This is a genomic window from Nonomuraea sp. NPDC004702, from assembly GCF_053601695.1.
The window spans coordinates 16,675-41,118 of record NZ_JBSGCE010000074.1; the positions used below are offsets into that span (position 1 = coordinate 16,675).

Here is a 24,444-nt window from a genome sequence, read left to right on the forward strand (position 1 = left end):
CGAAACACTGCAGGTCGAGCCACGAAACCCCGGCCGAACACGCTGTGGCAACACGTCACATGTAAGGAGGGTCGCGTCGTGAAGATCGATAGCGGCACCACAGCCTGGATGCTCGCGGCCACCGCGCTGGTGTTGCTGATGACTCCGGGTCTCGCGTTCTTCTACGGGGGCATGACCAGGGCCAAGAGCGTCCTGAACATGATGATGATGTCCTTCGGCGCCATCATCACGGTCACCGTGGCCTGGGTGCTGTTCGGGCACTCGCTCGCCTTCACCGACAACGGCAGCTCGCTGCTGAACAACGTCGTCGGCGGCTTCGACGCCCTGGGCCTGCAGAGCCTGGTGGAGACGGCCACCAAGGACGACGGCACCGGCATGCCGAGCCTGGTCTTCTCGGCCTTCCAGCTGACGTTCGCCATCATCACCGTCGCCCTGATCAGCGGCGCGATCGCGGACCGGGCGAAGTTCGGCGCGTGGATCCTGTTCAGCGTCATCTGGGCCACCGTGGTCTACTTCCCCGTCGCCCACTGGGTGTGGGGCACCGGCTGGCTCAACACCATGGGCATCGAGGACTTCGCCGGCGGAACCGTCGTGCACATCAACGCCGGCGCCGCGGCGCTGGCCCTGGCCCTCGTGATCGGCAAGCGCCAGGGCTGGCGCAAGGAGCCGATGCGGCCGCACAACCTGACGCTGGTCCTGCTCGGCGCGGGCCTGCTGTGGTTCGGCTGGTTCGGCTTCAACGCCGGCTCGGAGCTGGCCGTGGACGGCACCGCCGGGCTGGCGTTCATGAACACCCAGATCGCCACGGCGGTCGCCGCGGGGGCCTGGCTCGTCGTGGAGAAGCTGCGCGACGGCCACGCCACCAGCCTCGGCGTCGCCTCCGGCGCGGTCGCCGGCCTGGTCGCCATCACGCCGGCCTGCGGCTTCGTGGACCCGTGGGCCGCGATGGTCATCGGCCTGGCCGCTGGGGCCGTCTGCGCCTACGCCGTGGGCCTGAAGTACCGGCTGGGCTTCGACGACTCGCTCGACGTGGTCGGCGTGCACCTGGTCGGCGGCGTCATCGGCGCCGTCTCGCTCGGCTTCCTGGCCGCCTATCCCTTCCTCGACCAGCAGAGCAAGGGCCTGTTCTACGGCGGCGGCCTCGGCCAGCTCGGGCTGCAGGTGCTCGGCCCGGTCGCGATCGGCGGCTACTCGTTCGCCGCCACCTGGATCGTCGGCAAGCTCATCGACAGGACGATGGGCTTCCGCATCTCCGCCGAGGACGAGCTCACCGGCATCGACGTCACCACGCACGCCGAGACCGGGTACGACCTCGGCACGGTCTACGCCTCCGGCGTGACCACCCCGAACGGTCCGCTCACCCCGGCACCGGCTCCCAAGAAGGTGGAGGCATGAGGCTCATCACCGCGATCATCAAGCCGTTCAAGCTCGACGACGTCAAGGCGGCGCTGGAGCAGTTCGGCATCAAGGGCATGACGGTCAGCGAGGCCAGCGGCTACGGCCGCCAGCGCGGCCACACCGAGGTCTACCGCGGCGCCGAGTACCAGGTGGACCTGGTGCCGAAGGTGCGCCTGGAGGTGCTGACCGAGGAGGACGACGCCGAGGACGTCATCGACGTCATCGTCAAGGCGGCGCACACCGGCAAGATCGGCGACGGCAAGGTCTGGTCCGTGCCCGTCGACACGGCCGTGCGCGTACGCACCGGAGAGCGAGGGCCGGAGGCCCTGTGAGAGGAGAGGCGCGCTCGTACGCCGCGGCCCGCAAGGAGCGGACCGCGGACACCGACCGCTGGCTCAAGGACCTCTTCAGGACGGCGAGCGACGGCGACCAGGTCTCCCTGGTCGCCGTCGGCAGCCTCGGCCGCGGCGAGCCGGCCCCCGGCAGCGACCTGGACCTGGTCCTGCTGCACGACGGGCGGGCCGACGTGGCGCGGATCGCCGAGCGCATCTGGTACCCGATCTGGGACTCCGGCGTCGGCCTCGACCACTCCGTGCGGACCGTGGCGGAGGCCGTGGCCGTGGCCGGGCAGGACCTCAAGGCCGTGCTCGGCCTCATCCAGGCCAGGCACGTCGCCGGCGACCCCGAGCTGACCAGGAGGGCCAGGGAGGCGGTGCTGGCCGAGTGGCGGGCCGACTCGCGGCGCAGGCTGGGCGAGCTGCGCGCGTCGGCCGACCGCCGGGCCCAGGTCAGCGGCGAGCTGGCCTTCCTCCTCGAACCCGACCTCAAGGACGGCCGCGGCGGGCTGCGCGACGTCCAGGCGATGCAGGCCGTGGCGGCGGCATGGGTCGCCTCGGCGCCGGGACCGCGGGCGCGCGAGGCCCACGAGTTCATCCTCGACGTGCGGCACGCGCTGCACGTCGTCACCGCGCGCGGCGCCGACCGGCTGGTGCTCCAGGAGCAGGACGCGGTGGCCGGGCTGCTCGGCCTGCTGGACGCCGAGGCCCTCATGCGCCGGCTCGCCGAGGCGGGCCGGACCGTCTCCCACGCCTTCGACGCCACCTGGCGCACGGTTGACAGGCTGCTGTCAGGACCGGTCCCGCGAGGGCGCCGCCCGCTGGCCGACGGCGTGGTCGAGCACGGCGGCGAGGTGGTGCTCGCCAGGGGCGCCGACCCGCGCAAGGACCCCGTCCTGGTGCTGCGGGCCGCCGCCGCGGCGGCCGGCTCGGGGCTGCCGCTGGCGCCCGCCACGGTGTCCGTCCTGGCTGCTCAGTCGGCTCCGATGCCGGTGCCGTGGCCGGAGGAGGCGCGCGACGCGCTGGTGTCCGTCCTCGGCGCCGGACGGGCCGCCGTGCCGGTGTGGGAGGAGCTCGACCAGGCGGGCGTGCTTGTCAAGCTGCTTCCTGACTGGGAGCGCGTACGGCACCGTCCGCAGCGCAACCCCATCCACCGCTTCACCGTCGACCGGCACCTGATCGAGGCCGCCGCGAACGCCGCCGGCCACGCCCGCGAGGTCTCCCGTCCCGACCTGCTGCTGATCGGCGCGCTCCTGCACGACATCGGCAAGGGCTGGCCCGGTGACCACTCGGCGACGGGCGAGGTCGTGGTCCGCGACATCGCCCGGCGCATGGGGCTGCCCGCCCGCGACGTCGAGACGCTGGCCACCGTCGTGCGCCACCACCTGCTGCTGCCCGAGACCGCCACCCGCAGGGACCTCGACGACCCGGTCACGATCGAGAAGGTCGCGGCCACGGTCGGCTCCCGTGAGGTGCTCGACCTGCTGGCCGCGCTGGCCGTCGCCGACGGCAACGCGACCGGGCCGGCCGCGTGGAACGCCTGGAAGGCCGGGCTGGTCGCCGACCTCGTGCGCCGCGTCAGGTCCGTGTTGTCGGGCTCGCCGCCGCCCAGGGCGCCCTCGATCCCGCCCGAGCAGGCGGCGCTGGCCCGGCACGGCGGCGGCGCGGTGCGCGTCAACGGCGGGGCGGTCACCGTCGTCGCGCCCGACCGGGCCGGGCTGTTGTGGAGCGCCGCCGGGGTGCTGGCCGCCCACCGGATGGTCGTGCGCTCGGCGTCGGCCGCCTCGGCGGGCGGCACGGCGGTGATCGAGTTCGCCGTCGTGCCCGAGTACGGCTCGCCGCCCGACCCCGCCACCCTGGAGGCCGACCTCCGTCTCGTCCTTGCCGGCCGTCTTGACATCGAGCAGCGGCTGGCCCGCCGGACCAGGTCCGTGCGGCCGCCGCGGGTACCTGTGGCTCCACCTCGGGTGACACTGGTCGACGACGCCTCCGCGACGGCCACCGTGGTGGAAGTCAGGGCCCATGACAGGCCGGGGCTCCTGTGGCGCATCGGACGGGCGTTCGGGGAGTGCGGTCTTGACGTGAGAGCCGCCCGCGTGGAGACTCTCGGCGCGGAGGCGGTGGACGTCTTCTATGTCGTGGACCGCGCCGGTCGCCCCCTCAGCGACAGCGCGCAGCGAGCTCAAGTCCACGATCAGGTGCTGGCCGCACTGCGATAACCAACAGTGAACAACTGTCGGTCACATATGTAACGATTGTGTCCGAAATGCCTGTTAAGTCGGATGCTGCGGATACCTTGTGGACGGCTTGAACACCCGTCGTTTGAACGGGACGATTGAGGGGTAGCGAAAGCAGTGATCACGGGGAACTCCGACAGCGGCCATGCCGCGAGGCGGGACCGCGGGAAGCGGTCGCTGCCTCGCCTCGGCCTGCGGAACTGGCGCGTGAGATGGCGTCTGACGGCGCTCATCCTCGTGCCCACCATCGCCGGCGTCGTGCTCGGGGGAGCACGTGTGGTCGGCTCGGTCCAGAGCATCGGCGACTACGACCGCACGGCCACCGCGGCCGAGCAGGCCGGCCGGATCCGCGACCTGGTGCAGGCACTCGGCCTGGAGCGTGACACGGGGGGCTGGATCGGCGCCTATCCCAAGTTGCGCAAGTCGAAGGCCGGCGAACTCGCCGAGTACAAGGCCGCGGTCGACAAGCTGGTCACCAGCGTCCGCGCGGACCTCGACACCATGGACGAGTCCTACGGCGAACGCGTCGTCAAGGCCGCCGGCCAGGCCAAGTACGACCTCAACCGGCTGAGCAAGATCCGCGCCGAGGGCCAGGCCGACACCATCCGGTACGACTTCCTGACCGACACCCTGCTCAAGCTGCACGACGAGCTCTCGCTGCTGTCGGACGACTCCCAGATCATCGGCCACTTCCGCGCCCTGAGCGCGCTCGCGCAGGCCAAGGAGGAGATGTCCCGCCAGCGCGTGCAGCTGCTGAAGAACTCCTACAACGTCGAGCGCGTCGACGCCAAGGAGGTCGAGCGGTTCATCGCCTCCAACGCCCGCGAGCAGAGCGACATCGCCACCGTGGGCGCCGAGGCCGGCGTCGAGATCGGCCTGCAGCTGTCCAAGCTGCTGACCGGCAAGAACGAGTACGTCAACGTCCAGCTCACCAAGGCCCGCGCGGTCACCCTGGCCAGCGGCCGGGCCCCGGGCGTGCGGATCGCCGACAACCTGATCTCCTCCCGGTCCAACGCCCGCGAGCAGTGGTTCAACGACAACAAGGTCGCGATCGGCGTCCTGCACGAGATCGAGAAGGACCTCGCCGACAAGGTGAACCTGCGCAGCCAGGAGCTGCGCGAGGCCGAGATCCGCAACGCCATCATCGCCGGTGTGCTGATCCTGGCGCTGCTGCTGATCGTGCTGCTGCTGACCGTGGCCATCGCCCGTTCGATGGTCGGCCCGCTGCGCCGGCTGCGCACGGAGGCGCTGGAGATCGCCGGTTTCCGGCTCCCCGACGTGGTCCGCCAGCTGCGCGTCTCGGGCGAGGCCAGCACCGAGGTCCGCCCGATCGAGGTCGAGGGCCAGGACGAGATCGGCGAGGTCGCGCGGGCCTTCGACCAGGTCCACCGCCAGGCCGTGCGCCTGGCCGGTGAGGAGGCCGAGCTCCGCAGCAACATCAGCTCGATGTTCGTCAACCTCTCGCGCCGCACCCAGACGCTGGTCGAGCGGCAGATCTCGCTGATCGACGGCCTGGAGAAGGGCGAGCAGGACGGCGGCCGGCTGGCCGACCTGTTCAAGCTCGACCACCTGGCCACCCGCATGCGCCGCAACTCCGAGAACCTGCTGGTCCTCGCCGGCCACGAGGCCACCCGCCGGCGCAGCCAGCCGGCCAAGCTGGTCGACGTCGTGCGCGCCGCGCTGTCGGAGGTCGAGGGCTACGAGCGGGTCCAGGTCAAGGTCCACCGGGCCACGTCCGTGCAGGGCAGCGCCGCCAACGACCTCGTCCACCTGGTGGCCGAGCTGGTCGAGAACGCGATCCAGTTCTCCCCGAGCAACTCCCAGGTCCTGGTCTCCAGCAGTCTCATCGAGGGCGGCGGCGCGCTGCTGTCGGTGAGCGACTCCGGCATCAGCATGACCGAGGAGGAGCTGGCCGAGGCCAACCGCCGCCTGGCCGAGCCGCCCGTCGTGGACGTGTCGGTCTCCCGCCGCATGGGCCTGTTCGTGGTCGGCCGGCTGGCGCTGCGCCACGGCATCCGGGTGCAGCTGCGCAAGGGCGAGGGCGCCGGCCTGATCGCCATGGTGCTGCTGCCGCCCACGCTGATCGCCGACAACATGCAGCAGCCGCTGCCGCAGCGCCCCGCGTTCGGCGGCGGAACCGTGCCGCCGCCTGCGCCGAACGGCTCGTTCCGGTCGTTCGGCAGCTTCGACTCGGTCGAGGCGAACGGGGCCAGGCCGGCTCCGGGCGACCCGGCCAGGTTCGGCACCGGGCCGTCGGCGTCCCCGGCGTCCCCGGCGGCCCCGGCGCCCTCGGGGACCTTCGACAGCGCTCCCTCCGGGCCGCCGTCCTTCGACAACCCGCCGCCGCCCGCGCCCAGGCACGGGCTCGGGGCGTTCAACTCCGACCCGGGCCGTCCGGTCAACGGCTTCACGGCCGACACCGACGGCGGTTCCTACCGGCGGCAGCCGTCCTCGTTCGACTCCGGGGCCTACCCGTCGTTGTCGTCGGGCACCGGCTCGTTCCCGCCGTACCCGGCGAGCGGCGGGACGTTCCCGACGCCGCCGCCGTACGCGACGAACTACGGGACGAACGACGTACGCCGTCCCGATCCGACGCCCTCGGTGGACGTCTCGCCGATGGAGCCGGAGCAGGAGGAGTTTCTGCCGATCTTCGCGTCGGTGGAGTCCGCGTGGTTCCGCAGGCCGCCGGGGGAGTCGGCGCCCGAGGCGTCCTCGTCCGGCGAGAACGGCGGTGAGGCGAGGCCCGCGCAAGCCGTACCCTCTGGGGAGGAAGCGTGGCAGACGGCCGCGGACGCCGGTTGGCGTGCGGCGGCCAAAGCCAGCGAGCCCAGCCTCGGCGGCGTGACCGCCGCGGGGCTCCCCAAGCGCACCCCCAAGGCCAATCTGGTCCCCGGCACGGCCAGCCAGCCCGCTCAGCAGCAGGCTCAGCAGTCGCCGCCGCCGGCGCCACCGGTCTCAGCCGACCGGATGCGCAGCCGCATGGCCAGCTACCAGAAGGGTGTGCGACGGGGCCGCCAGGAAGTACGTGGACAGGAGGAACAGAGTGAGTAAGCGTCCCGCTGGGGAGGATGCGTGACAACGCTGAGCCATGAAGCGCACCGCTTCGACTGGCTGATCACCGACTTCGTGCGCAACACTCCGGGGGTCGCGCACGCCGTGGTCGTCTCGGCGGACGGCCTGTGCCTGGCCGCCTCCGAGGGTTTCCCGCCGGACCGGGCCGACCAGCTCGCGGCGGTCTCCGCCGGTCTGCTGAGCCTGACGGTGGGCGCGTCCAGGGTGTTCGAGGGCGGCGCGGTGTCGCAGACCGTCGTCGAGATGCAGCGCGGGCTGCTGCTGGTCATGGCGATCAGCGACGGCTCGGTGCTGACGGTGCTGGCGGGTCCTGATTGTGACATGGGGCTGGTGGCGTACCAGATGACGCTGCTGGTAGACAGAGCGGGACAGGCGCTCACGCCGGCCCTGCGCGCCGAACTCCAGGCCGCCAGGACCCGGTGATGTGATGGAACTGATGGGAGAGGGCCGTGTACGGCAGTGACGGGACCGGGGACGACGAGCCCCTGTTCCGTCCTTACGCGGTGACCGGCGGCCGTTCCGAGCCGCGGTATCACCTCGCGATGGAGACGCTGATCTCGTCGATGTCGATCCCGGACGACGAGATGGCCATGCTCACCCCCGAGCAGGAGGCCATCATGCAGCTCTGCAGGACGTTCCGGTCGGTCGCCGAGATCTCGGCCCTGCTCCGCGTCCCGCTGGGCGTGGCGAGGGTGCTAGTGGCGGACATGTCAGACGAAGGTCTCGTCCGCCTGCACCAGCCACGCCTCAGCCAGGGACAGCCAGACCTCAACATGCTCGAAAGGGTGCTCAGTGGACTTCGCAGGCTCTAGCCCCGGGCTCACTTCGACGAAGATCGTCGTCGCTGGTGGGTTCGGCGTCGGCAAGACGACGTTCGTGGGGGCGGTGTCCGAGATCCTCCCGCTCACCACGGAAGCGGTGATGACCGACGCGTCCGCGGGCATCGACGACCTCGGGTTGACGCCGAACAAGCAGACCACGACCGTCGCCATGGACTTCGGCCGGCTCTCGCTCGACCGCGACCTGATCCTGTACCTGTTCGGCACGCCCGGACAGCACCGGTTCTGGTTCATGTGGGACGACCTGGTCCGCGGCGCCATCGGCGCGGTCGTGCTGCTCGACACCCGCCGCCTGGCCGACAGCTTCCCCGCCATCGACTACTTCGAAGAGGCCAAGCTGCCGTTCGTGGTGGGCATCAACGGCTGGGACGGGCAGTTCCCGCACACCGACGACGAGGTGCGCGAGGCGCTGGCGCTGGGCTCGCACGTGCCGATCGTGCGCACCGACGCGCGCAACCGCGAGTCGGTCAAGACGACGCTGATCTCGCTGGTCGAGCACGTCGTACGGCTGCGCGCGGCCCCCGTCCGCTAGCCGCCGACCGCCCACGGGACGCTCTCCAGCGAGTTGAGCACGGGCACCAGCGCCCGCTCCTCATGGTCGAAGTGGCTCTCCAGCTCGGCGGCGACGCGTTCGATCGCCGCCGGGTCGCTCGCCGCGCGCAGCTCCTCGACCAGCGCCGCGATCACCTCGTGCTCGCGGCGCAGCCGGTCGAGCGCCTCCTTCAGCTCCGGGCGCGTGCCCTCCAGGTAGGGGAACGCCACCCGGTCCTCGCCGGAGTGGTGGAAGCTCAGCGCGTCGCAGAAGGTCAGGCAGTGTGCCCGCAGGTCGTCGGTGACGGCCCCGCCCGCGCGCAGCTTCGCCAGCTCGCCCCTGAACCAGTCGTGCACCTTGACCAGCTCGTCCCCGAAGGCCCGCACCCGCTCGTCCATGTCACTATCCTTTGCTCAGACGACGACAAATTAGCTTTGCGAACAAAGCTAATTTAGACAGCAAGGTATTGGCGATGTCAACCGACGGCTTGAGCGTGGACGAAGGCATCAGGACGCTGCTGCTCCTGATGCCGCGCATGGTGGGCCGGGCCAAGCGGCTCAAGGTGCCCGAGGCGCTGCGGTCGTTGGCGCTGGCCCCCCGGCACCTGTCGTTGCTGGCCTACCTGCTGTTCGACGGCCCGACCACGGTCAACGAGCTGGCCGGGCGCCTGGAGGTGGCGCCGGCCACCGTGAGCCTGATGGTGGGCGAGCTGAGCAGGAAGGGCGTGCTGGAGCGCCGCGAGGACGACGCCGACCGGCGCCGCACGATCGTCAGCATCGCCCCGGCCCACCAGGAGGCGATCACCGAATGGCTCGGCTACGGCGCCACGGCCTGGCGGGCCGCGCTCGACCCGCTGACGCCGCAGGAGCGGCAGACGTTCGTGCGCACCCTGCTGGCCTACGAGCAGGCGTTGTCAGCCCGCTGACCGGCTGTTGACCAGCACCTCGACGCCGTCGAGCACGCGCTGGAGGCCGAACTCGAAGGCGTGCTCGGGGCTGTAGGCGGCCTGCAGCGCCTCCCCGGCCGCCTGGCCGACGCGCGAGGCTGTGGGGAACATGGCGGGATCGGAGATCCGGCTGAGGAAGGGCGCGTGCGCGGCCCACCACTGCAGGTCCGTCATGCCGGTCCGGCTCTCGGCCTGGGCGGCCTCCACCGCACCTCTCGCGGTGCCGTGCACGAAGCCGGTGACCAGCGTGATCACCGAGTCCATCTCCAGGTCGGTCAGGCCGATGCCGTCGACGGCGCGCAGCTCGTAGTCGTACTTGGCGGTGACGTTGGGGCCGAGGACCGGGCGGCTGGCCGCCACCTGGAGCAGCCACGGGTGACGCAGGTAGAGGGCGAAGTTCTCGCGGGCGATCAGCTCCAGGCGGGCCCGCCAGCCGCCCGGCACGTCCTCGGGGCGGGCGGTCTCGCCGTAGACGGTGTCGAGCATGACGTCGAGCAGCTCGGGTTTGCCCGGCACGTACGTGTAGAGCGACATCGTGCCCACGCCCAGCTTCTCGGCCACCCGGCGCATGGACAGCGCCGCCAGCCCCTCGGCGTCGGCCACGTCGATGGCGGCGCGGACGACGCGCTCGACGCTCAGCTCCGGCTTGCCCTTGCGGCTGGCCCGTTCGCTCGTCCGCCACAGCAGCGCGAGGCTGCGGGCCGGGTCGCCTTTGCCCGGGTACTCAACAGTCACCCTCGTACGGTACACCGTACGGTTGCGTGCGTCGATCGTATGTTGTACGGTACGCCGTACGATTCGACAAGGAGGTGGCCATGTCCGCAGTGCTCGCCCAGGGCCTGCGCAAGACCTACGGCTCGACGACGGCGCTCGACGGCATCGATCTCGACGTGCCCGCCGGCACCGTCTACGGCCTGCTCGGGCCCAACGGCGCCGGGAAGACCACCGCCGTCCGCATCCTCACCACGCTCCTTCGCCCCTCGGCCGGCCGGGCGGAGGTGGCCGGGTTCGACGTGACGGCCGAGCCCCGCCGGGTCCGCGCCGCCATCGGCCTGGTCGGCCAGCAGACGGCCGTGGACGAGATCCTGACCGGAAGGCAGAACCTGGAGCTGTTCGGCCGCCTCTACCACCTGAGCGCGCCGGCCGCCCGCGCCCGGGCCGCCGAGCTGCTGGAGCGCTTCGGCCTGACCGGGCACGACGGCCCGGCCAAGGAGCTGTCCGGCGGCCTGCGCAGGCGGCTCGACCTGGCCGCCAGCATGATCCTGGCGCCGCCCGTGCTCTTCCTCGACGAGCCCACCACCGGCCTCGACCCGCGCAGCCGCGCCGGGATCTGGAACGCGGTGCGCGAGCTGGTCGCGGGCGGCACGACCGTGCTGCTGACCACCCAGTACCTGGAGGAGGCCGACCAGCTCGCGGACCGCGTCGCGGTGATCGACTCCGGCCGGCTGGTGGCCGAGGGCACGCCGGAGGAGCTGAAGGCCAAGCTCGGCGGCGACCGGCTCGACGTGGTGATCAACGACCCGGCGCGGCTCGACGAGGCGGCAGCGATCCTCTCGGCGGCCGCCGCGGGCCCCGCCGAGATCGACCGGGACACCCGGCACGTCAGCGCCCCGGTGGCCGAGCGGGTGAGCGCGCTCACCCGGGTCCTGCCCGCGCTGGCGGCGGCCGGCATCGAGGCCGCCGACGTCGCGCTGCGCCGGCCGACCCTCGACGAGGTCTTCCTGAACCTGACGACCGCGGGAGGCGATCGATGACCGCACTCAGATGGGCGCTGGCCGACGGCTGGACCGTCGCCCGCCGCGACCTGATCCACTGGGCCAACCAGCCCATGACGGTGGTCTTCGGGGTGCTCTTCCCCGTGGTGATCACCCTGGCCTTCGGCTACCTGTTCGGCGGCGCGGTCGAGGTGCCCGCGGGGGCCGACTACTTCGCCTTCCTCATGCCCGGCATGTACGGCATGACGATGCTCTTCGGCCTGAGCTCCACCATGATCGCCGTGTCCTCCGACGTCTCCAAGGGCGTCACCGACCGGTTCCGGTCGATGCCCATGGCGCCCTCGGCCGTGCTGGTCGGGCGGGCCGTGGCCGACCTGCTCAACTCGGTCCTGATCCTGGGCGGGCTGCTGCTGTGCGGCCTGGCGGTGGGCTGGCGGCCCGCCTCGGCCGGGGGCGCGCTCGGCGCGATCGGCCTGCTGCTGCTCCTGCGCTTCGCCCTGCTGTGGGCGGGCATGTACCTCGGCCTGCTCACCCGCGAGCCGGGCGCGGTGGTCGCGATCCAGACGCTGGAGTTCCCGATCGGCTTCCTGTCCAACGCCTTCGTCGCGCCCGGCACCATGCCCGGCTGGCTGGGCGCGATCTCGGAGTGGAACCCGCTCTCCTCCACGGTCGCCGCCGCCAGGCAGCTGTTCGGCAACCCGGGCTGGGGCGGCGACTCGTGGGTGGCCCAGCACGCCGTGACGATGGCGGTGCTGTGGCCGCTGGCGATCACCGTCGTCTTCTTCGTCCTGTCCGTCCGCCTGTACCAGCGTCTGGACCGTTAGACCGGGTCAGGCGTGGCGGTGGAAGGCCGTGGTGTCGGGGGCGAGGGGGGTGTTGCCGAGGATCAGGTCGGCGGACTTCTCGGCGAGCATCATGACCGGGGCGTAGATGTTGCCGTTGGTGACGTACGGCATGGCGGAGGCGTCCACGACGCGCAGGCCGTCCAGGCCGTGCACGCGCATGGTGGCGGGGTCGACCACGGCCAGGTCGTCCACGCCCATCTTGCAGGTGCACGACGGGTGCAGGGCGGTCTCGCCGTCCTTGGCCACCCAGGCCAGGATCTCCTCGTCGGTCCGGACGTCCGGGCCGGGGGAGATCTCGCCGCCGTCCAGGCCGGCCCAGGCGGGCTGGGACAGGATGGCGCGGGCGTGCCTGATCGCCTCCACCCACTCGCGGCGGTCCTGCTCGGTGGAGAGGTAGTTGAAGCGCAGCGCGGGCTTGGCGCGGGGGTCGGCCGACCGGATCCGCACCGAGCCGCGGGCGTCGGAGTACATCGGGCCGATGTGCACCTGGTAGCCGTGCCCGCCGGCCGGCGCCGAGCCGTCGTAGCGCACGGCGATCGGCAGGAAGTGGAACATCAGGTTCGGGTACGCGACGTCGTCGTTGGAGCGGATGAACCCGCCCGCCTCGAAGTGGTTCGTGGCGCCGGGGCCGCGCCGCAGGAACAGCCAGTCGGCGCCGATGAACGGCCGCCGCCACATCGCCAGCGACGGCTGCTGCGAGACGGGCTGCGTGCAGGCGTGCTGGACGTAGACCTCCAGATGGTCCTGGAGGTTCTCGCCGACGCCCGGCAGGTCGTGCGCCACCCGGACGCCCACGGACTCCAGGAGCGCCTTCGGCCCGACCCCGGACAGCTGGAGGAGCTGCGGGGTGTTGATCGCGCCGCCGCACAGCACGACCTCGCGCGCCTCGATGCGCTCGCCGCCGCACTGGACGCCCACCGCCCGCGTCCCGTCGAAGAGCACCTTCTCCACGTGGGCCCGCGTCCTGACCGTGAGGTTGGGACGGCGGCGCACCGGATGCAGGTAGGCGCGGGCCGCGCTGAGCCGGCGGCCCCGGTGGACGTTGCGGTCGAAGGCGGCGAAGCCCTCCTGGCGGTAGCCGTTCACGTCGTCGGTGAGCGGATGGCCGGCCTGCTGGACCGCCTCGAAGAACGCCTCGAACAGCGGGCCGCGGGCCGGGCCGCGCTCCAGCTTCAGCGGGCCGTCGTCGCCCCGGAAGGGGGAGCCGGGGTCGGCCAGGCAGTTCTCCATGCGCCTGAAGTAGGGCAGGCAGTGGGCGTAGTCCCAGTTCTCCATGCCGGGATCGGCGGCCCAGCGCTCGTAGTCCAGCGGGTTGCCGCGCTGGAAGATCATCCCGTTGATGCTGCTGGAGCCGCCCAGCACCTTGCCGCGCGCGTGGTAGATGCGCCGGTTGTTCATGTGCGGCTCTGGCTCGGACTCGTACTTCCAGTCGTAGAACCGGCTGCCGATGGGGAACATCAGCGCGGCCGGCATGTGGATGAAGACGTCCCAGAGGTAGTCCGGCCGGCCCGCCTCCAGCACCAGCACGGACACCGACGGATCGGCGCTCAGCCGGTTGGCCAGGGCGCAGCCGGCCGAGCCGCCGCCCACGATGACGAAGTCGAAGCTCAACGCGGGATCCAGTCCTTCCACACGATCTTGTTCTCCTCCACCCACTGCCGGGCGGCCTGCTCGGCGGTCTTCTTGCCGTTGATCATCTCGGCGGCCACGGCGTTCTGGTTGTCGTTGGTCCAGGTGAAGTTGCGCACCAGCTCGTACGCCTTCCCGCCACGCTCGGCGAACCGCCTGCTGACGATCTTGTCCAGCAGGTACGGCGGGTAGTCGCAGGCGACCCTGGCGGGCACGTCGTCGCAGCCGACCGCGTACGGGGGCAGGTTGACCTTGACCAGTTTGACCTTGGTGAACAGCCATTGCGGTTCGTAGAAATACATGAGCAGGGGCGTGCGGGTGCGCGCCGCCGTCTGCGCGGCCTTGATCAGCGCGTCCTCGCTGCCGGAGTAGACGACCTTGTAATCGAGGCCGAGGTTCTTGATGAGAACCTCGTCGTTGGTGACGAATGTCGGGTCCCCGTCGAGTACCTGACCCAAATTTCCGGTTTTGCCGGTCCGGAATAGGTGTGCATACTTGTTCAGGTTCCGATAGTCGGTGATGTCGGGATATTTCTTGGTCATCCACTCGGGGACGTACCAACCGATCACGCCTTTGTTGCCGGTGAGCCCGGCCGACAGCGCCACCTTCTTCTGCTCGATGTACTCCTTCTTCAGGTCGTTGTGTCCCCAGTTCTCGACGATCACGTCGACCTTGCCGGATTCGAAATCGCGCCAGGAATCGCTCTCGTTGTTCTTGCGCGTGTTGACCTTGTAACCCAGCTCGTGTTCGAGCAGGTAGGCCAGGACGGCGGCCTGGGCCTCGTACCCGACCCAGGCGTGCACGTCGATGTTGACCGTGCCCTTGGCGGCGACCCCGGTCTCGGGGGCGCCGCCGGAGCAGGACGTCAGGAGCAGGGCCGCGAGCAGCGGCCCGGCCAGCTTCTTGGTTCGCATGAGAGGTCTCCGCGACCGCGCCTCCTCCGTCCCCGCCGGCGCCCGGCCGGAGGGGACGCGGTCAAGAGGGGTCACTTGGGGAGCCAGGCCTGCCACTTGGCGGTGTTGGCCTCGACCCACTTCTTGGCGGCCTGCTCGCCGGTCAGGCCGTTGTTGGTCATGTCGTTGGCGACCGCGTTCTGGTCCTCGTTGGTCCAGTTGAAGTTCTTGACCAGCTCGTACGCCTTGCCGCCGGTGTCGGCGAACTTCTTGCTGACGATCTTGTCGAGGTCCAGCTCGGCGTAGTCGCAGGCGACCTTCTTGGCGTCGGCGTCGCAGCCCTCGGTGTACGGGGGCAGGTTCACCCGGGTCAGCTCGACCTTGTCGAACAGCCAGTGGGGCGTCCAGAAGTAGAACAGCAGCGCCTTCTTCTGCGCCTGCGCCTGCTCGGCCGCCTTGAGCAGGGCCGCCTCGCTGCCGCCGGTCACCACCTTGTAGTTCAGCTTGAGGTTCTTGACCAGGGCCTCGTCGTTGGTGACGTAGCTCGGGTCGCCGTCGAGGAGCTGGCCCTTGCCGCCGGACTCCGACGTCTTGAACAGGTCGGCGTACTTGTTCAGGTTCTTGTAGTCGGTGATGTCGGGGTACTTGTCGGCCATCCACTTGGGCACGTACCAGCCGATGACGCCCTTGTTGCCGGTGGAGCCCGCCGAGAGCGCGACCTTCTTCTCGTCGATGAACTTCTTCTTCAGGTCCGGATGGCCCCAGTTCTCGATGATGACGTCCACGTCGCCCGTCTCGAAGCCCTCCCAGGCGACCTGCTCCTTGATCTCGGGCAGCTGCACGTCGTACTTGAGCTCGTTCTTCAGCAGGTAGGCGACGACGTTCGCGCTGGCCTCGTAACCGACCCACGGGTTGATCGCGATCTTGACGGTGCCGGTCGTCGCCGCGCCTGAGGCGGCGCCGGCCGACGGGGCGGCGGAGCTGGGGGAGGTCTCCACCTTGGCGCCACCGCCGCAACCCACGGCGGTGAGGCCGACAACGAGCAGGCCTGCGAGCAGGCGAATCTTCATGTGCGCTTCCTCTTTCGGGGGGAAGGGCGCCTGTCGGCGCCCTGCGTGATGCGGTCGAGCATGACTCCGAGCAGGACGGTCGCGATGCCCGCCACGAAGCCCATGCCGAAATCCGTGCGCTGGGAGAAGCCGACGACCACGTCGTAGCCGAGCGCGCCCGCCCCGACCAGGCCGCCGACGACGACCATGGCCAGCGTCATCACGATGCCCTGGTTGGCGGCGAGCAGGATGGCCCGCCGCGCCATCGGCAGCTGCACCTTCCACAGCAGCTGGCCCGGGGTCGAGCCGGCCGACGCGGCCGCCTCGACGACCGTGCCGGGCACCCCTCTGATGCCGTCCTCGACCAGGCGCACCACGGGCGGCACCGCGTAGATCACCGAGGCGAAGATCGCGGTGAACCGGGTCGTCTCGAACAGGGCCAGCGCCGGCAGCAGGTAGACGAACGCGGGCATGGTCTGGGCGGCGTCCAGCAGCGGGCGCTGAACGGCCGACCAGCGCGGCGAGCGGGCCGCGGCCACCCCCAGCAGCAGGCCGACGACGAGGGTGACGAGCACCGCCACCGCGACCGTGGTCATCGTCTGCATGGCGTGCTCCCACACGCCGAGCAGCGCGATCGCCAGCAGGCAGCCGAGCGCGGTCAGCGCCGGGCGTACCCCGCTCACCCGCCAGGCCAGGGCCAGCACCGCGAGGGCGACCAGCCACCACGGGGCGGAGGTGAGCAGGCCCTCCAGCGGGTTGAGCAGGAAGGCCGAGGTCAGGTCCTTGACGAACGTCGTGACCGGGTACCAGGTCGTCTCCGCCCAGCGGACGGCGTCGTTCACCGCGCCGGCGAAGGTGACCGTCAGGCCGTCGGGCCAGCCCGCGGGCAGCGCGAGCCCGGCCGCCACGCCCGCGACCGCCAGCGCCGCCGCGACCGCCAGGTCCGGCCGGCCGAGCGACGCGTGCGCCTCGCGGCGGGCCACCGACATGAGCATGCGGTCGAGCACGACGGCCATGACCACGATGGCCAGGCCCGCCGGGAGCATGATGCCGACCTGGGCCCGCGACAGGCCGCGGATGATGTCGCCGCCCAGGCCGGGGGCCGAGATCAGGTTCGCGATCACGACCATCGACAGCGCCATCATGATGGTCTGGTTCACCGCCAGCGCCATCGTCGGACGGGCCAGCGGCAGCTGCACCTTGAACAGCGTCTGACGGCGGGTCGCGCCGAGCGACGCCGACGCCTCGACCGCCGTGGCGGAGACCCCCTCGACGGCCAGCGCGGTGATCCGGATCGCGGGCGGGATCGAATAGATCATCGTCGCGATGGCCCCGGCCGGCGCGCCGATGTGGAAGAACAGCACGAGCGGCGCCAGGTAGGCGAACGTCGGCATGATCTGCATGACGTCCAGCACCGGCGTCAGCACCCGGCGCACCCGTGCCGACAGCCCGGCCCAGACGCCGAGCGGCACGCCGACCGCCAGCGACAGCAGCACCGAGGCCGCCACCAGCGCCAGCGTGTCCACGCTCGACTGCCACAGGCCGAGCACCCCGAACGCGCCCACGCCCGCCGCCGCGAGCAGCGCGATGCGCCAGCCGCCCGCGAGCCAGGCCAGCGCGGCCAGGACGCCGATGAGACCCGGCCAGTTCAGGGCGGTGAGCACGGTCTGGAAGAAGGTGTAGACGCCGTCGACGAACAGCCGGATGTAGTTGAGGAAGTACAGGAAGAGCGGGCTCTCGTTACGGTGGTCGTCGATCCATTCGCGCAGCTCGGTGACCGCCAGGAACTGCGGCGCCTCCTTGTCGTGCGGCAGCGTGCCGGTGCCGCGGAAGACCAGGTAAGCCACGGCGAACAGGATCGCGACCCCGGCGGGAGCGGCCCATCTGGGGATCTTGAGCCTGGTGGGGGCGCTGACCGCGGTGGTGCTCACGCGCCTGCCCTCACCGCGGCGTCCGCGCCGGCGAGGAAGGACAGCAGGTCCACGCGGTCCACGACGCCGGTCAGCTCGTCGCCGTCCATCACCCGGATCGGGCGGGAGGAGGCCGAGGCCGCGGCGATGGCGTCCTTGACCAGGGTGGTGGCGGGGAGCTGGGGGCCGTCCAGCGGCTCGCCGGGCTCGGGGGCGCGGCAGATCCAGCGCAGCGTCAGCACGTGGCTGCGCGGCACGTCGCGGACGAAGTCGGCCACGTAGTCGTCGGCCGGCGCGCCCACCAGCTCCTCGGCCGTGCCCAGCTGCACGATCGAGCCGGCCCGCATGATGGCGATGCGCTCGCCCAGCTTGAGCGCCTCGGACAGGTCGTGGGTGATGAACACCATCGTCTTGCCGACCTCACGGTGGAGCCGGATCACCTCGGTCTGCATGTCCCGCCGGATCAGCGGGTCGAGCGCGCTGAACGGCTCGTCGAACAGCATGACCTGGGGATCGACGGCCAGCGCGCGGGCCAGGCCGACGCGTTGCTGCATGCCGCCGGAGAGCTGGTCGGGGTAGGCGCCGGCGTACCCGTCGAGGCCGACGAGGGTGAGGATCTCGGCGGCCCGCGCGTGCCTGGCGGCCCTGGGGGTGCCCTGGATCTCCAGGCCGTAGGCGACGTTGTCGATGACCCTGCGGTGCGGCAGCAGGCCGAAGTGCTGGAAGACCATGCTGACCCGGTGGCGGCGCAGCTCGCGCAGCCGGGCGGGGGAGGCGCGGCCGACGTCCTCGCCGCCGATGCTGATGCGGCCGGCGGTGGGCTCGACGAGCCTGGTCAGGCAGCGTACGAGGGTGGACTTGCCGCTTCCCGACAGGCCCATGACGACGAAGACCTCGCCGGGGCGCACCTCGAAGCTCACGTCGCGGACGGCGGCGGTGCAACCGGTCTTCTCTCGCAGAGCGGCGGGGTCGAGGTGTCTGTCCTCGCTGTCCAGCACCTTTTGCGCCCTGGATCCGAAGATCTTCCAAAGCCCTTCGACGCTGATGGCCGCGCTGTCGGGAGAATCCCGCACCCTCGCCTCCTCGATTGCCGAGGGCTCAACATATGCGGTGAATAACGCAAATCTCAACGCTGTGACCTGTGAGAGACCTGGCTGCTCCTCCCGTGTTATGCGCTTGGAACGAACTAAACGCCCATAGATGGACATATGAATGTATAGGGGGCTATTTCTGGTTGGGTGGACGGCGAGATGGGGCTCCAGCTTTCGTCCCACTGGGCACAGAAGTTGAATTTCGCACCGATATGTGTGGGTGGCCACCTCCGCTTAGGATGTGTTCCAATTACCCGCACTTGCTGATTTCTCCCAAGGGCCACAGCCCTGACAAATACGCCGATTCGGGCGAGGTGCGTTCGGTGACAACACAGCTGGGCGAGCGGCAGGCCGTCGAAGGCAACTGGCGCCTGCGCAATTGGCGCGTACGTGCGCGCCTGGTCGCCCTCATCCTGGTGCCGACCGCCGCCGCCGTGCTGCTGGGCGGCGTCCAGGTGCTGTCCTCGACGGGCGCCGCCGCCGACTACGACCGGACGAACCGATTAGCCGTGCTGTCGGAGCAGGTGGGCGACCTGACCCACCAGCTCGCCGGTGAGCGGGCCAAGACCGCCTGGTACATCGCCAGGAACCGGCCCGTGAACGGGCTCGGCGGCGTCCGGTCCCAGATGGACCAGGTGGACGTCGCCATCAGGGAGGTACGCGGCACCGCCCAGCAGATCCTGGCCGACGTCGAGGGCCGCACGGCCGACCAGATCGAGAACATGCTCACCCGCCTGGACGACCTGACCTCGCTGCGCGAGCAGGCGATGGACGCCGACCTGCTGCCAGGCCCCGCCGTCGACCTCTACACGACGGTGATCGGCGACCTCCTCTCCATCCACACCGAACTGATCAAGGGCAGCTCCGACGACGAGCTGTTCCGCCAGACCCGCATGCTGGACGGCCTGGCCAGGGCCAAGGAGAGCGTCTCCTACCAGCAGGCGCTGCTCACCACCGTCCTCGTCGAGGGCGCCTTCGGCCAGGACCAGCTCAAGCGCTTCCTCGGCGAGCTGTCCGCCGAGACCGCCGACCGCAGGGGCTTCGCCGCCGAGGCCACCGCCGACGAGCGCCGCTTCTTCGACGAGACCGTCAACGGCCGCAGCGCCGACCGCATGTTGTTCCTGCGCGAGCTGGTGCTCATCAGGGCCTCGGCCTCGCTGCCGCTGCGCGGGCTGGACCTGGCCAAGCGCGACGACGCCAAGGAGTGGTTCGACGCCTCCAACGTCGTCGTGGACTCCATGCGCAAGGTCGAGCAGCGCCAGGCCGCCGGGATCGTGGCGCGCAGCGCCACGCTCAGCGCCGAGGAGCAGCAGCGGGCGCTGGTCATCGCGGGCGCGGTGCTCGCGCTGCTGGTCGCCGTCCTGCTGATCACCACCGGCGTGGCCAGGTCGCTGGTCCGGCCGCTGCGCAGGCTGCGCGGCGAGGCGCTGGAGATCGCCGGGCGCCGCCTGCCGGACTTCGTCCAGCACCTGCGCGAGTCGCGCGACGGCGCGGTGGACGCCGAGGTGCCGCCCATCGGCATCTTCTCCAGGGACGAGGTCGGCGAGGTCGCCCGCGCCTTCGACGAGGTGCACCGCGAGGCCGTCCGGCTGGCGGGCGACGAGGCGCGGCTGCGCTCCAACGTCAACGCGATGTTCGTCAACCTGTCGCGGCGCAGCCAGACCCTGGTCGAACGGCAGCTCACCCTGATCGAGCGCCTGGAGCGCGGCGAGCGCGACGACGAGCGCCTCGGCGACCTGTTCAAGCTCGACCACCTGGCCACCCGCATGCGCCGCAACAGCGAGAACCTGCTGGTCCTGGCCGGTCAGGAGGCCGCGCGCAAGTGGAGCGAGCCGGTCGAGCTCATGGACATCGTGCGCGCGGCGCTCGGCGAGGTCGAGAGCTACGACCGGGTCAGCGTCCAGGCGCAGTCGGACGTCGCCATCGCCGGGCAGGCCGTCACCGACGTGGTGCACCTGCTGGCCGAGCTGGTCGAGAACTCGGTCTCGTTCTCCTCGAAGGACACCAAGGTGATCATCTCCAGCAGCCGCATCGACGGCGGCGGGCTGATGGTCTCGGTGACCGACAACGGCATCGGCATGACCCCCGAGGAACTGGCCGAGGCCAACTGGCGGCTGGCCCACCCGCCGGTCGTGGACGTGTCCGTGTCGCGGCGGATGGGCCTGTTCGTGGTCGGGCGGCTCGCGCTGCGGCACAGCATCAAGGTGCAGCTCCGCCGCCAGGACATCGGCGGGCTGACCGCGATGGTGCTGATCCCGGAGATGCTGCTCGCCGCCGTCCCCGGCACGGTGGCCGGGCACCTGCACGGCTCGATGGCCGCGGCCGCGCACACCCCGGCCATGTCCGCCATGGGCCGCCCGGACCAGGGACGCGCCGAGCCCTTCCAGAGCGCCGAGCCCTTCCAGACTGCCGACCCGTTCCAGAGCGCCGAGCCGTTCCAGAGCGCCGAGCCGTTCCGAAGCGCTGAGCCTTTCCGCAGCGCCGACTCGTTCCGCAGCGCCGACCCGTTCCAGAGCGCCGAGCCCTTCCAGAGTGCCGAGCCGTTCCAGGGCGCCGAGTCGTACGCGCCGCCCACGGCCCCGATGCCCGCCTACGGGCACCCGTCGTTCGACCCCATGCCGCCGGCGTCCGAGTCGTCGTGGTTCACCTCGTCCTCCTCGCAGTCGGTCGAGCAGCCGGAGCCGCCGGCGTCCGGGGCGTCGTACCCGTCGTTCGCCACGGGGCCCGAGCCGGCCGAGCCGGCGGCCGGGAACGAGTTCCTGCCGATCTTCGCCTCCGTCGAGGAGAGCAGCTGGTTCAGCAAGGCCGCGCCGACCGCCGACCGGCGGGACCCGGCCTGGTCATCGCCCGCCGACCAGGGCTGGCAGGCGGCGAACACGACCGCCGAGCCCGCCCAAGGCGGCACCACGAACTCCGGCCTGCCTAAGCGCACGCCGCGAGCGAATCTGGTACCGGGTACCGCGGTTCCCCAGCCGCCGCCCGTGCCGGTTCCTCCGCCGTCCCCCGACCGGCTGCGCAGCCGGCTGGCCAGCTACCAGCAGGGCGTGCGCAAGGGCCGAGCCGAGCTAGAGGAGGACTGATGAAGGAACTGAGCCAGGGGGCCAGGGACATCAACTGGCTGGTGAGCGCGTTCGTCGAGGAGGTGCCCGGCGTGGCCCACGCCGTGGTGGTCTCCGCCGACGGCCTGCCGATGGCCTTCTCCCGCGGCTTCCCCAAGGATCGCGCCGACCAGCTCGCCGCCATCGCGGCCGGCCTGGTCAGCCTGACGCAGGGGTCGGCGCGGGTCTTCGAGGGCGGCGGCGTCACGCAGACCCTGGTGGAGATGGAACGCGGGCTGCTGCTGGTGATGTCGATCAGCGACGGGTCGTGCCTGGCGGTGCTGGCCGCGCCCGACTGTGACATGGGCCTGGTGGCGTACCAGATGACGATTCTGGTCGAACGCACGGGGCAGGTGCTGACCCCTGCCGTACGGGCGGAGTTGTCATCCGCGCGCCCCTGGTGATGGGAGTGGACGTTGGCATCGTGGCATGACGGGGAGCCGGAGCCCCAGCGCAGTTCGCTGGTGCGCATGTACGCCGTCACCGGCGGCAGGACGGCGCCGCGCACCGGCCTGGCCATGGAGGCGCTGGTCTCGTCGGCGACCTCGGCCCGGCTCGGCATGACCTACACCCGCGAGTACCGCGCGATCAGCGAGCTGTGCCGCCAGGTGCGCTCGGTGGCCGAGATCTCCGCGCTGCTGGCCGTGCCGCTCGGCGTGGCGCGGGTGCTGGTCGCCGACATGGAGGCGGACGGGCTGGTCAAGGTCTACCAGCCGCAGCTGGAGGCCGGGCTGCCGGACCGCAGGCTGCTGGAGAGGGTCCTGAGTGGACTTCGCCGGCTCTAGCCCAGCGCTCACCTCGACGAAGATCGTCGTGGCGGGCGGGTTCGGCGTGGGGAAGACCACCTTCGTCGGCGCGGTGTCGGAGATCGTGCCGCTGACCACCGAGGCCGTGCTGACGGACGCCTCGTCCGGCATCGACGACCTCGCGCACACCCCGGGCAAGTCCACCACCACGGTCGCGATGGACTTCGGCCGCGTCTCCCTCGAACGCGACCTGATCCTGTACCTGTTCGGCACGCCCGGCCAGCACCGGTTCTGGTTCATGTGGGACGACCTGGTCCGCGGCGCGATCGGCGCGGTCGTGCTGGTGGACACCCGCCGCCTGGCCGACAGCTTCCCCGCCGTCGACTACTTCGAGGAGGCCGGGCTGCCGTTCGTCGTCGGCCTGAACGGCTGGGACGGTCGCTTCCCGCACGTGGAGAGCGAGGTGCGCGAGGCGCTCACGCTCTCACCGCAGGTGCCCATCGTGCGCACGGACGCGCGGGCCCGCCAGTCGGTCAAGAACACCCTGATCACCCTGGTCGAGCACGTGATCGGCGCCCGTCCCTACTGAGCGTTCCACCAGTACGCGGCCACCAGCTCGGCCACCAGCGTCTCGGTGAGCAGCGCCACGCCGGGGTCGTCGTCGTGCGCGTAGCGGATCGCCGCCGCGGCGTCCTTCACCTCGCCGCCCACGGAGATCACCGTGGAGCCGCGCTCGCGCACCCAGTCCATGGCCTGCTCGTCGTAGCGGGAGCCGGGGAAGAGCAGCGCCCGGTAGTCGAGGGTCTTGGTGAGGTAGACGTCGACGTGCGACCAGTCGCCCGCCTCGCAGGCGTCGGCCGCGCGGCGCGGGCCCTCGCGGAACATCAGCGCCGACTGCTCGGCCGACGACAGCCGCTCGGCGGGGGCGATCGTGTAGACGCCGTGGGGCCCGTCCAGGAGCTCCATGGTCAGCGGGAGCCATTCGTCCCGGCGGTCCAGGAGGTCGCGGGTGGCCTCGGCGGCCCGGGTGAGCAGCGCGGGCAGGTCGCCGCCCGTCCCGGTGAGCCGGGCTTCGAGCGCCAGCAGCAGGGCCAGCGTGTGCTGGAACGTCCGGCAGGCCACGCCGCCGCGCTCCTCGCCCGCGCCCATGGGGACGACCAGGTCGGCCGCCTCGGTGACGGGCGAGCCGGGCACGTTGGTGATCGCGGCCACGTACGACGGGCCCCCGGCGTAGCGGGCGAGGGCGTCGAGGGTCTCGCGGCTGCCGCCGGTGGCCGAGATCGGCACGACCAGCGTGTCCGGCCCGGCCGGGTAGGTCGCCGCGGCCGAGGCGTAGTCGGCGTAGGCGTCCACGCCGGCCGCGCGCAGGCGCAGGGCCGCCACCCCGGCGGCGTACCGGGAGCTGCCCATGCCGAGGAACAGCACCCGGCGCACGCCCTCGGGCAGCCCGGCGAAGGGATCGGCCGCGCGCAGCCCGTCGGCGAGGGCGGCCAGGGCGGCGGGCTTGGCCTCCAGGTCGGCCAGGTAGAGCTCGGGATTCACGGCAGGTTCTCCTCGGGGTACCAGGTGCGCAGCACGCCCATGGGGGCGTAGCGCCAGCGGGGCAGGTGGCGGGCGGCGTAGATCAGCTCGCGGCACTCCTGCTCGACCTCGAACGGGCGGATCAGGGTCTCGTCCAGCAGGTCGGAGCGGCCGAGGCCGGACAGGCGGTCGCGGTAGGCGTCCAGCAGGCCGGCGCGGGCCCGCGCCGCCCAGGCCGCGGCGTGGGCGGGCGGGGTGCCCCGGCGCTTGACGGCGACCTGGGCCACGTGCTCCAGGCTCGTGGTGAGCTGGGCGACGTCCCTGGCGGCCGGCTGGCGCACGCCGGTGTCGGCCACGGTCGGGTTGCCGTCGAAGTCGATCACGGCGTAGCCGTCGCGCCACCGCAGGATCTGGCCCACGTGCAGGTCGCCGTGGATCCTGATCACCGGGCCCGCGAAGCCCGCGCGCAGCGGCTCCAGCTCGCCGGCCAGGGCCGGGTTCGAGGCGGGCGGGCTGGTCAGCACCGACGGCGACCCCGCCAAACGGGCCATGCTGGCGGTGATGTTCGCGCCGGAGAAGGCGTACGAG

General features: G+C 71.4%; 22 protein-coding genes and 1 pseudogene. 14 read left to right on the plus strand and 9 right to left on the minus strand.

What is annotated here, in order from left to right; genetic code table 11:
- The first annotated feature begins 78 nt into the window (after positions 1 to 78).
- The 7 genes from ACWEJ6_RS46425 (at position 79) to ACWEJ6_RS46455 (ending at position 8,413) form a co-directional block, all read left to right on the plus strand.
- The gene (locus ACWEJ6_RS46425; protein ID WP_358283648.1) at positions 79 to 1,395 is read left to right on the plus strand and encodes an ammonium transporter; all 1,317 of its coding nucleotides are present in this window, start codon (positions 79 to 81) and stop codon (positions 1,393 to 1,395) included.
- Positions 1,392 to 1,730 (plus strand): P-II family nitrogen regulator, encoded by a 339-nt coding sequence (locus ACWEJ6_RS46430; protein ID WP_352321406.1) that lies wholly within the window; start codon positions 1,392 to 1,394, stop codon positions 1,728 to 1,730. The genes ACWEJ6_RS46425 and ACWEJ6_RS46430 overlap by 4 nt, the downstream gene beginning before the upstream one ends.
- Positions 1,727 to 3,952, plus strand: coding sequence for a [protein-PII] uridylyltransferase (locus tag ACWEJ6_RS46435; RefSeq protein WP_387667811.1), 2,226 nt, complete (start codon positions 1,727 to 1,729; stop codon positions 3,950 to 3,952). The genes ACWEJ6_RS46430 and ACWEJ6_RS46435 overlap by 4 nt, the downstream gene beginning before the upstream one ends.
- Before the next feature lie 225 nt (positions 3,953 to 4,177).
- A complete protein-coding gene (locus tag ACWEJ6_RS46440) occupies positions 4,178 to 7,021 on the plus strand; it encodes a nitrate- and nitrite sensing domain-containing protein (protein ID WP_452431755.1) in 2,844 nt (947 codons plus the stop codon).
- 21 nt (positions 7,022 to 7,042) lie between these two features.
- Entirely contained in the window at positions 7,043 to 7,465 is a 423-nt protein-coding gene (locus ACWEJ6_RS46445) for a roadblock/LC7 domain-containing protein (protein ID WP_185844483.1), read from the plus strand.
- A gap of 26 nt (positions 7,466 to 7,491) precedes the next feature.
- Positions 7,492 to 7,854, plus strand: a complete 363-nt coding sequence (locus ACWEJ6_RS46450) for a DUF742 domain-containing protein (RefSeq protein WP_125631446.1) — start codon at positions 7,492 to 7,494, stop codon at positions 7,852 to 7,854.
- Positions 7,835 to 8,413: a GTP-binding protein gene (locus tag ACWEJ6_RS46455; RefSeq protein ID WP_352321413.1), complete on the plus strand. Its 579-nt coding sequence runs from the start codon at positions 7,835 to 7,837 to the stop codon at positions 8,411 to 8,413. The genes ACWEJ6_RS46450 and ACWEJ6_RS46455 overlap by 20 nt, the downstream gene beginning before the upstream one ends.
- Here the strand turns inward: ACWEJ6_RS46455 and ACWEJ6_RS46460 are convergent.
- A complete protein-coding gene (locus ACWEJ6_RS46460) occupies positions 8,410 to 8,811 on the minus strand; it encodes a hemerythrin domain-containing protein (protein ID WP_452431757.1) in 402 nt (133 codons plus the stop codon). The genes ACWEJ6_RS46455 and ACWEJ6_RS46460 overlap by 4 nt on opposite strands.
- Before the next feature lie 74 nt (positions 8,812 to 8,885).
- Between ACWEJ6_RS46460 and ACWEJ6_RS46465 the strand changes: the two genes are divergently transcribed.
- Entirely contained in the window at positions 8,886 to 9,338 is a 453-nt protein-coding gene (locus ACWEJ6_RS46465; protein ID WP_387667803.1) for a MarR family winged helix-turn-helix transcriptional regulator, read from the plus strand.
- Here ACWEJ6_RS46465 and ACWEJ6_RS46470 read toward each other — a convergent pair.
- On the minus strand, positions 9,327 to 10,094 hold the full coding sequence (locus ACWEJ6_RS46470; protein ID WP_387667801.1) for a TetR/AcrR family transcriptional regulator C-terminal domain-containing protein: 768 nt from the start codon (positions 10,092 to 10,094) through the stop codon (positions 9,327 to 9,329). The genes ACWEJ6_RS46465 and ACWEJ6_RS46470 overlap by 12 nt on opposite strands.
- An 80-nt stretch (positions 10,095 to 10,174) precedes the next feature.
- Here ACWEJ6_RS46470 and ACWEJ6_RS46475 point away from each other — a divergent pair, with 80 nt between their 5' ends.
- Entirely contained in the window at positions 10,175 to 11,113 is a 939-nt protein-coding gene (locus tag ACWEJ6_RS46475; protein WP_387667798.1) for an ATP-binding cassette domain-containing protein, read from the plus strand.
- Complete coding sequence (locus ACWEJ6_RS46480) at positions 11,110 to 11,898, plus strand: ABC transporter permease (protein WP_452431758.1); 789 nt, start codon at positions 11,110 to 11,112, stop codon at positions 11,896 to 11,898. The genes ACWEJ6_RS46475 and ACWEJ6_RS46480 overlap by 4 nt, the downstream gene beginning before the upstream one ends.
- 6 nt (positions 11,899 to 11,904) lie before the next feature.
- Here ACWEJ6_RS46480 and betA read toward each other — a convergent pair whose 3' ends face one another.
- The 5 genes from betA to ACWEJ6_RS46505 all read right to left on the minus strand — a co-directional run bounded on the left by betA (position 11,905) and on the right by ACWEJ6_RS46505 (position 18,473).
- The gene (gene betA, locus ACWEJ6_RS46485; protein WP_452431759.1) at positions 11,905 to 13,551 is read right to left on the minus strand and encodes a choline dehydrogenase; all 1,647 of its coding nucleotides are present in this window, start codon (positions 13,549 to 13,551) and stop codon (positions 11,905 to 11,907) included.
- Positions 13,527 to 14,462 carry an ABC transporter substrate-binding protein gene (locus ACWEJ6_RS46490; RefSeq protein WP_452431760.1) on the minus strand — a complete coding sequence of 312 codons (936 nt, stop codon included), beginning with the start codon at positions 14,460 to 14,462 and terminating at the stop codon, positions 13,527 to 13,529. Before ACWEJ6_RS46490 ends, betA begins: the two co-directional genes overlap by 25 nt.
- Before the next feature lie 71 nt (positions 14,463 to 14,533).
- Positions 14,534 to 15,511 (minus strand): ABC transporter substrate-binding protein, encoded by a 978-nt coding sequence (locus tag ACWEJ6_RS46495; protein ID WP_452431761.1) that lies wholly within the window; start codon positions 15,509 to 15,511, stop codon positions 14,534 to 14,536.
- On the minus strand, positions 15,508 to 17,421 hold the full coding sequence (locus ACWEJ6_RS46500; RefSeq protein ID WP_452431762.1) for an ABC transporter permease: 1,914 nt from the start codon (positions 17,419 to 17,421) through the stop codon (positions 15,508 to 15,510). Before ACWEJ6_RS46500 ends, ACWEJ6_RS46495 begins: the two co-directional genes overlap by 4 nt.
- The gene (locus ACWEJ6_RS46505; RefSeq protein ID WP_387667788.1) at positions 17,418 to 18,473 is read right to left on the minus strand and encodes a quaternary amine ABC transporter ATP-binding protein; all 1,056 of its coding nucleotides are present in this window, start codon (positions 18,471 to 18,473) and stop codon (positions 17,418 to 17,420) included. The genes ACWEJ6_RS46500 and ACWEJ6_RS46505 overlap by 4 nt, the downstream gene beginning before the upstream one ends.
- A 341-nt stretch (positions 18,474 to 18,814) precedes the next feature.
- Between ACWEJ6_RS46505 and ACWEJ6_RS46510 the strand changes: the two genes are divergently transcribed.
- The 4 genes from ACWEJ6_RS46510 to ACWEJ6_RS46525 all read left to right on the plus strand — a co-directional run bounded on the left by ACWEJ6_RS46510 (position 18,815) and on the right by ACWEJ6_RS46525 (position 22,924).
- Positions 18,815 to 21,571 carry a nitrate- and nitrite sensing domain-containing protein gene (locus ACWEJ6_RS46510; RefSeq protein ID WP_452431763.1) on the plus strand — a complete coding sequence of 919 codons (2,757 nt, stop codon included), beginning with the start codon at positions 18,815 to 18,817 and terminating at the stop codon, positions 21,569 to 21,571.
- Positions 21,571 to 21,993, plus strand: a complete 423-nt coding sequence (locus ACWEJ6_RS46515) for a roadblock/LC7 domain-containing protein (RefSeq protein WP_352321436.1) — start codon at positions 21,571 to 21,573, stop codon at positions 21,991 to 21,993. The genes ACWEJ6_RS46510 and ACWEJ6_RS46515 overlap by 1 nt, the downstream gene beginning before the upstream one ends.
- Positions 21,994 to 22,059: 66 nt before the next feature.
- Positions 22,060 to 22,374 carry a DUF742 domain-containing protein gene (locus tag ACWEJ6_RS46520; RefSeq protein WP_229824241.1) on the plus strand — a complete coding sequence of 105 codons (315 nt, stop codon included), beginning with the start codon at positions 22,060 to 22,062 and terminating at the stop codon, positions 22,372 to 22,374.
- The gene (locus ACWEJ6_RS46525; RefSeq protein WP_452431764.1) at positions 22,355 to 22,924 is read left to right on the plus strand and encodes a GTP-binding protein; all 570 of its coding nucleotides are present in this window, start codon (positions 22,355 to 22,357) and stop codon (positions 22,922 to 22,924) included. Before ACWEJ6_RS46520 ends, ACWEJ6_RS46525 begins: the two co-directional genes overlap by 20 nt.
- On the opposite strand, the gene ACWEJ6_RS46530 is transcribed toward ACWEJ6_RS46525, so the two are convergent.
- Together ACWEJ6_RS46530 and ACWEJ6_RS46535 are read right to left on the minus strand one after the other, a co-directional pair.
- Complete coding sequence (locus ACWEJ6_RS46530) at positions 22,918 to 23,877, minus strand: SIS domain-containing protein (protein ID WP_387667784.1); 960 nt, start codon at positions 23,875 to 23,877, stop codon at positions 22,918 to 22,920. The two genes, ACWEJ6_RS46525 and ACWEJ6_RS46530, sit on opposite strands and share 7 nt — an antisense overlap.
- A pseudogene (locus ACWEJ6_RS46535) lies at positions 23,874 to 24,444 on the minus strand (hypothetical protein); the annotation flags it as partial. The gene ACWEJ6_RS46530 and the pseudogene ACWEJ6_RS46535, both read right to left, overlap by 4 nt.

Excerpts from the sequence above, each read along its gene's own strand:
- ACWEJ6_RS46430 (WP_352321406.1), top strand. The coding sequence starts at position 1,392 with ATGAGGCTCATCACCGCGATCATCAAGCCGTTCAAGCTCGACGACGTC.
- ACWEJ6_RS46460 (WP_452431757.1), bottom strand. The coding sequence starts at position 8,811 with ATGGACGAGCGGGTGCGGGCCTTCGGGGACGAGCTGGTCAAGGTGCAC.
- ACWEJ6_RS46465 (WP_387667803.1), top strand. The coding sequence starts at position 8,886 with ATGTCAACCGACGGCTTGAGCGTGGACGAAGGCATCAGGACGCTGCTG.
- ACWEJ6_RS46475 (WP_387667798.1), top strand. The coding sequence starts at position 10,175 with ATGTCCGCAGTGCTCGCCCAGGGCCTGCGCAAGACCTACGGCTCGACG.
- ACWEJ6_RS46480 (WP_452431758.1), top strand. The coding sequence starts at position 11,110 with ATGACCGCACTCAGATGGGCGCTGGCCGACGGCTGGACCGTCGCCCGC.
- ACWEJ6_RS46490 (WP_452431760.1), bottom strand. The coding sequence starts at position 14,462 with ATGCGAACCAAGAAGCTGGCCGGGCCGCTGCTCGCGGCCCTGCTCCTG.
- ACWEJ6_RS46495 (WP_452431761.1), bottom strand. The coding sequence starts at position 15,511 with ATGAAGATTCGCCTGCTCGCAGGCCTGCTCGTTGTCGGCCTCACCGCC.
- ACWEJ6_RS46515 (WP_352321436.1), top strand. The coding sequence starts at position 21,571 with ATGAAGGAACTGAGCCAGGGGGCCAGGGACATCAACTGGCTGGTGAGC.
- ACWEJ6_RS46520 (WP_229824241.1), top strand. The coding sequence starts at position 22,060 with ATGTACGCCGTCACCGGCGGCAGGACGGCGCCGCGCACCGGCCTGGCC.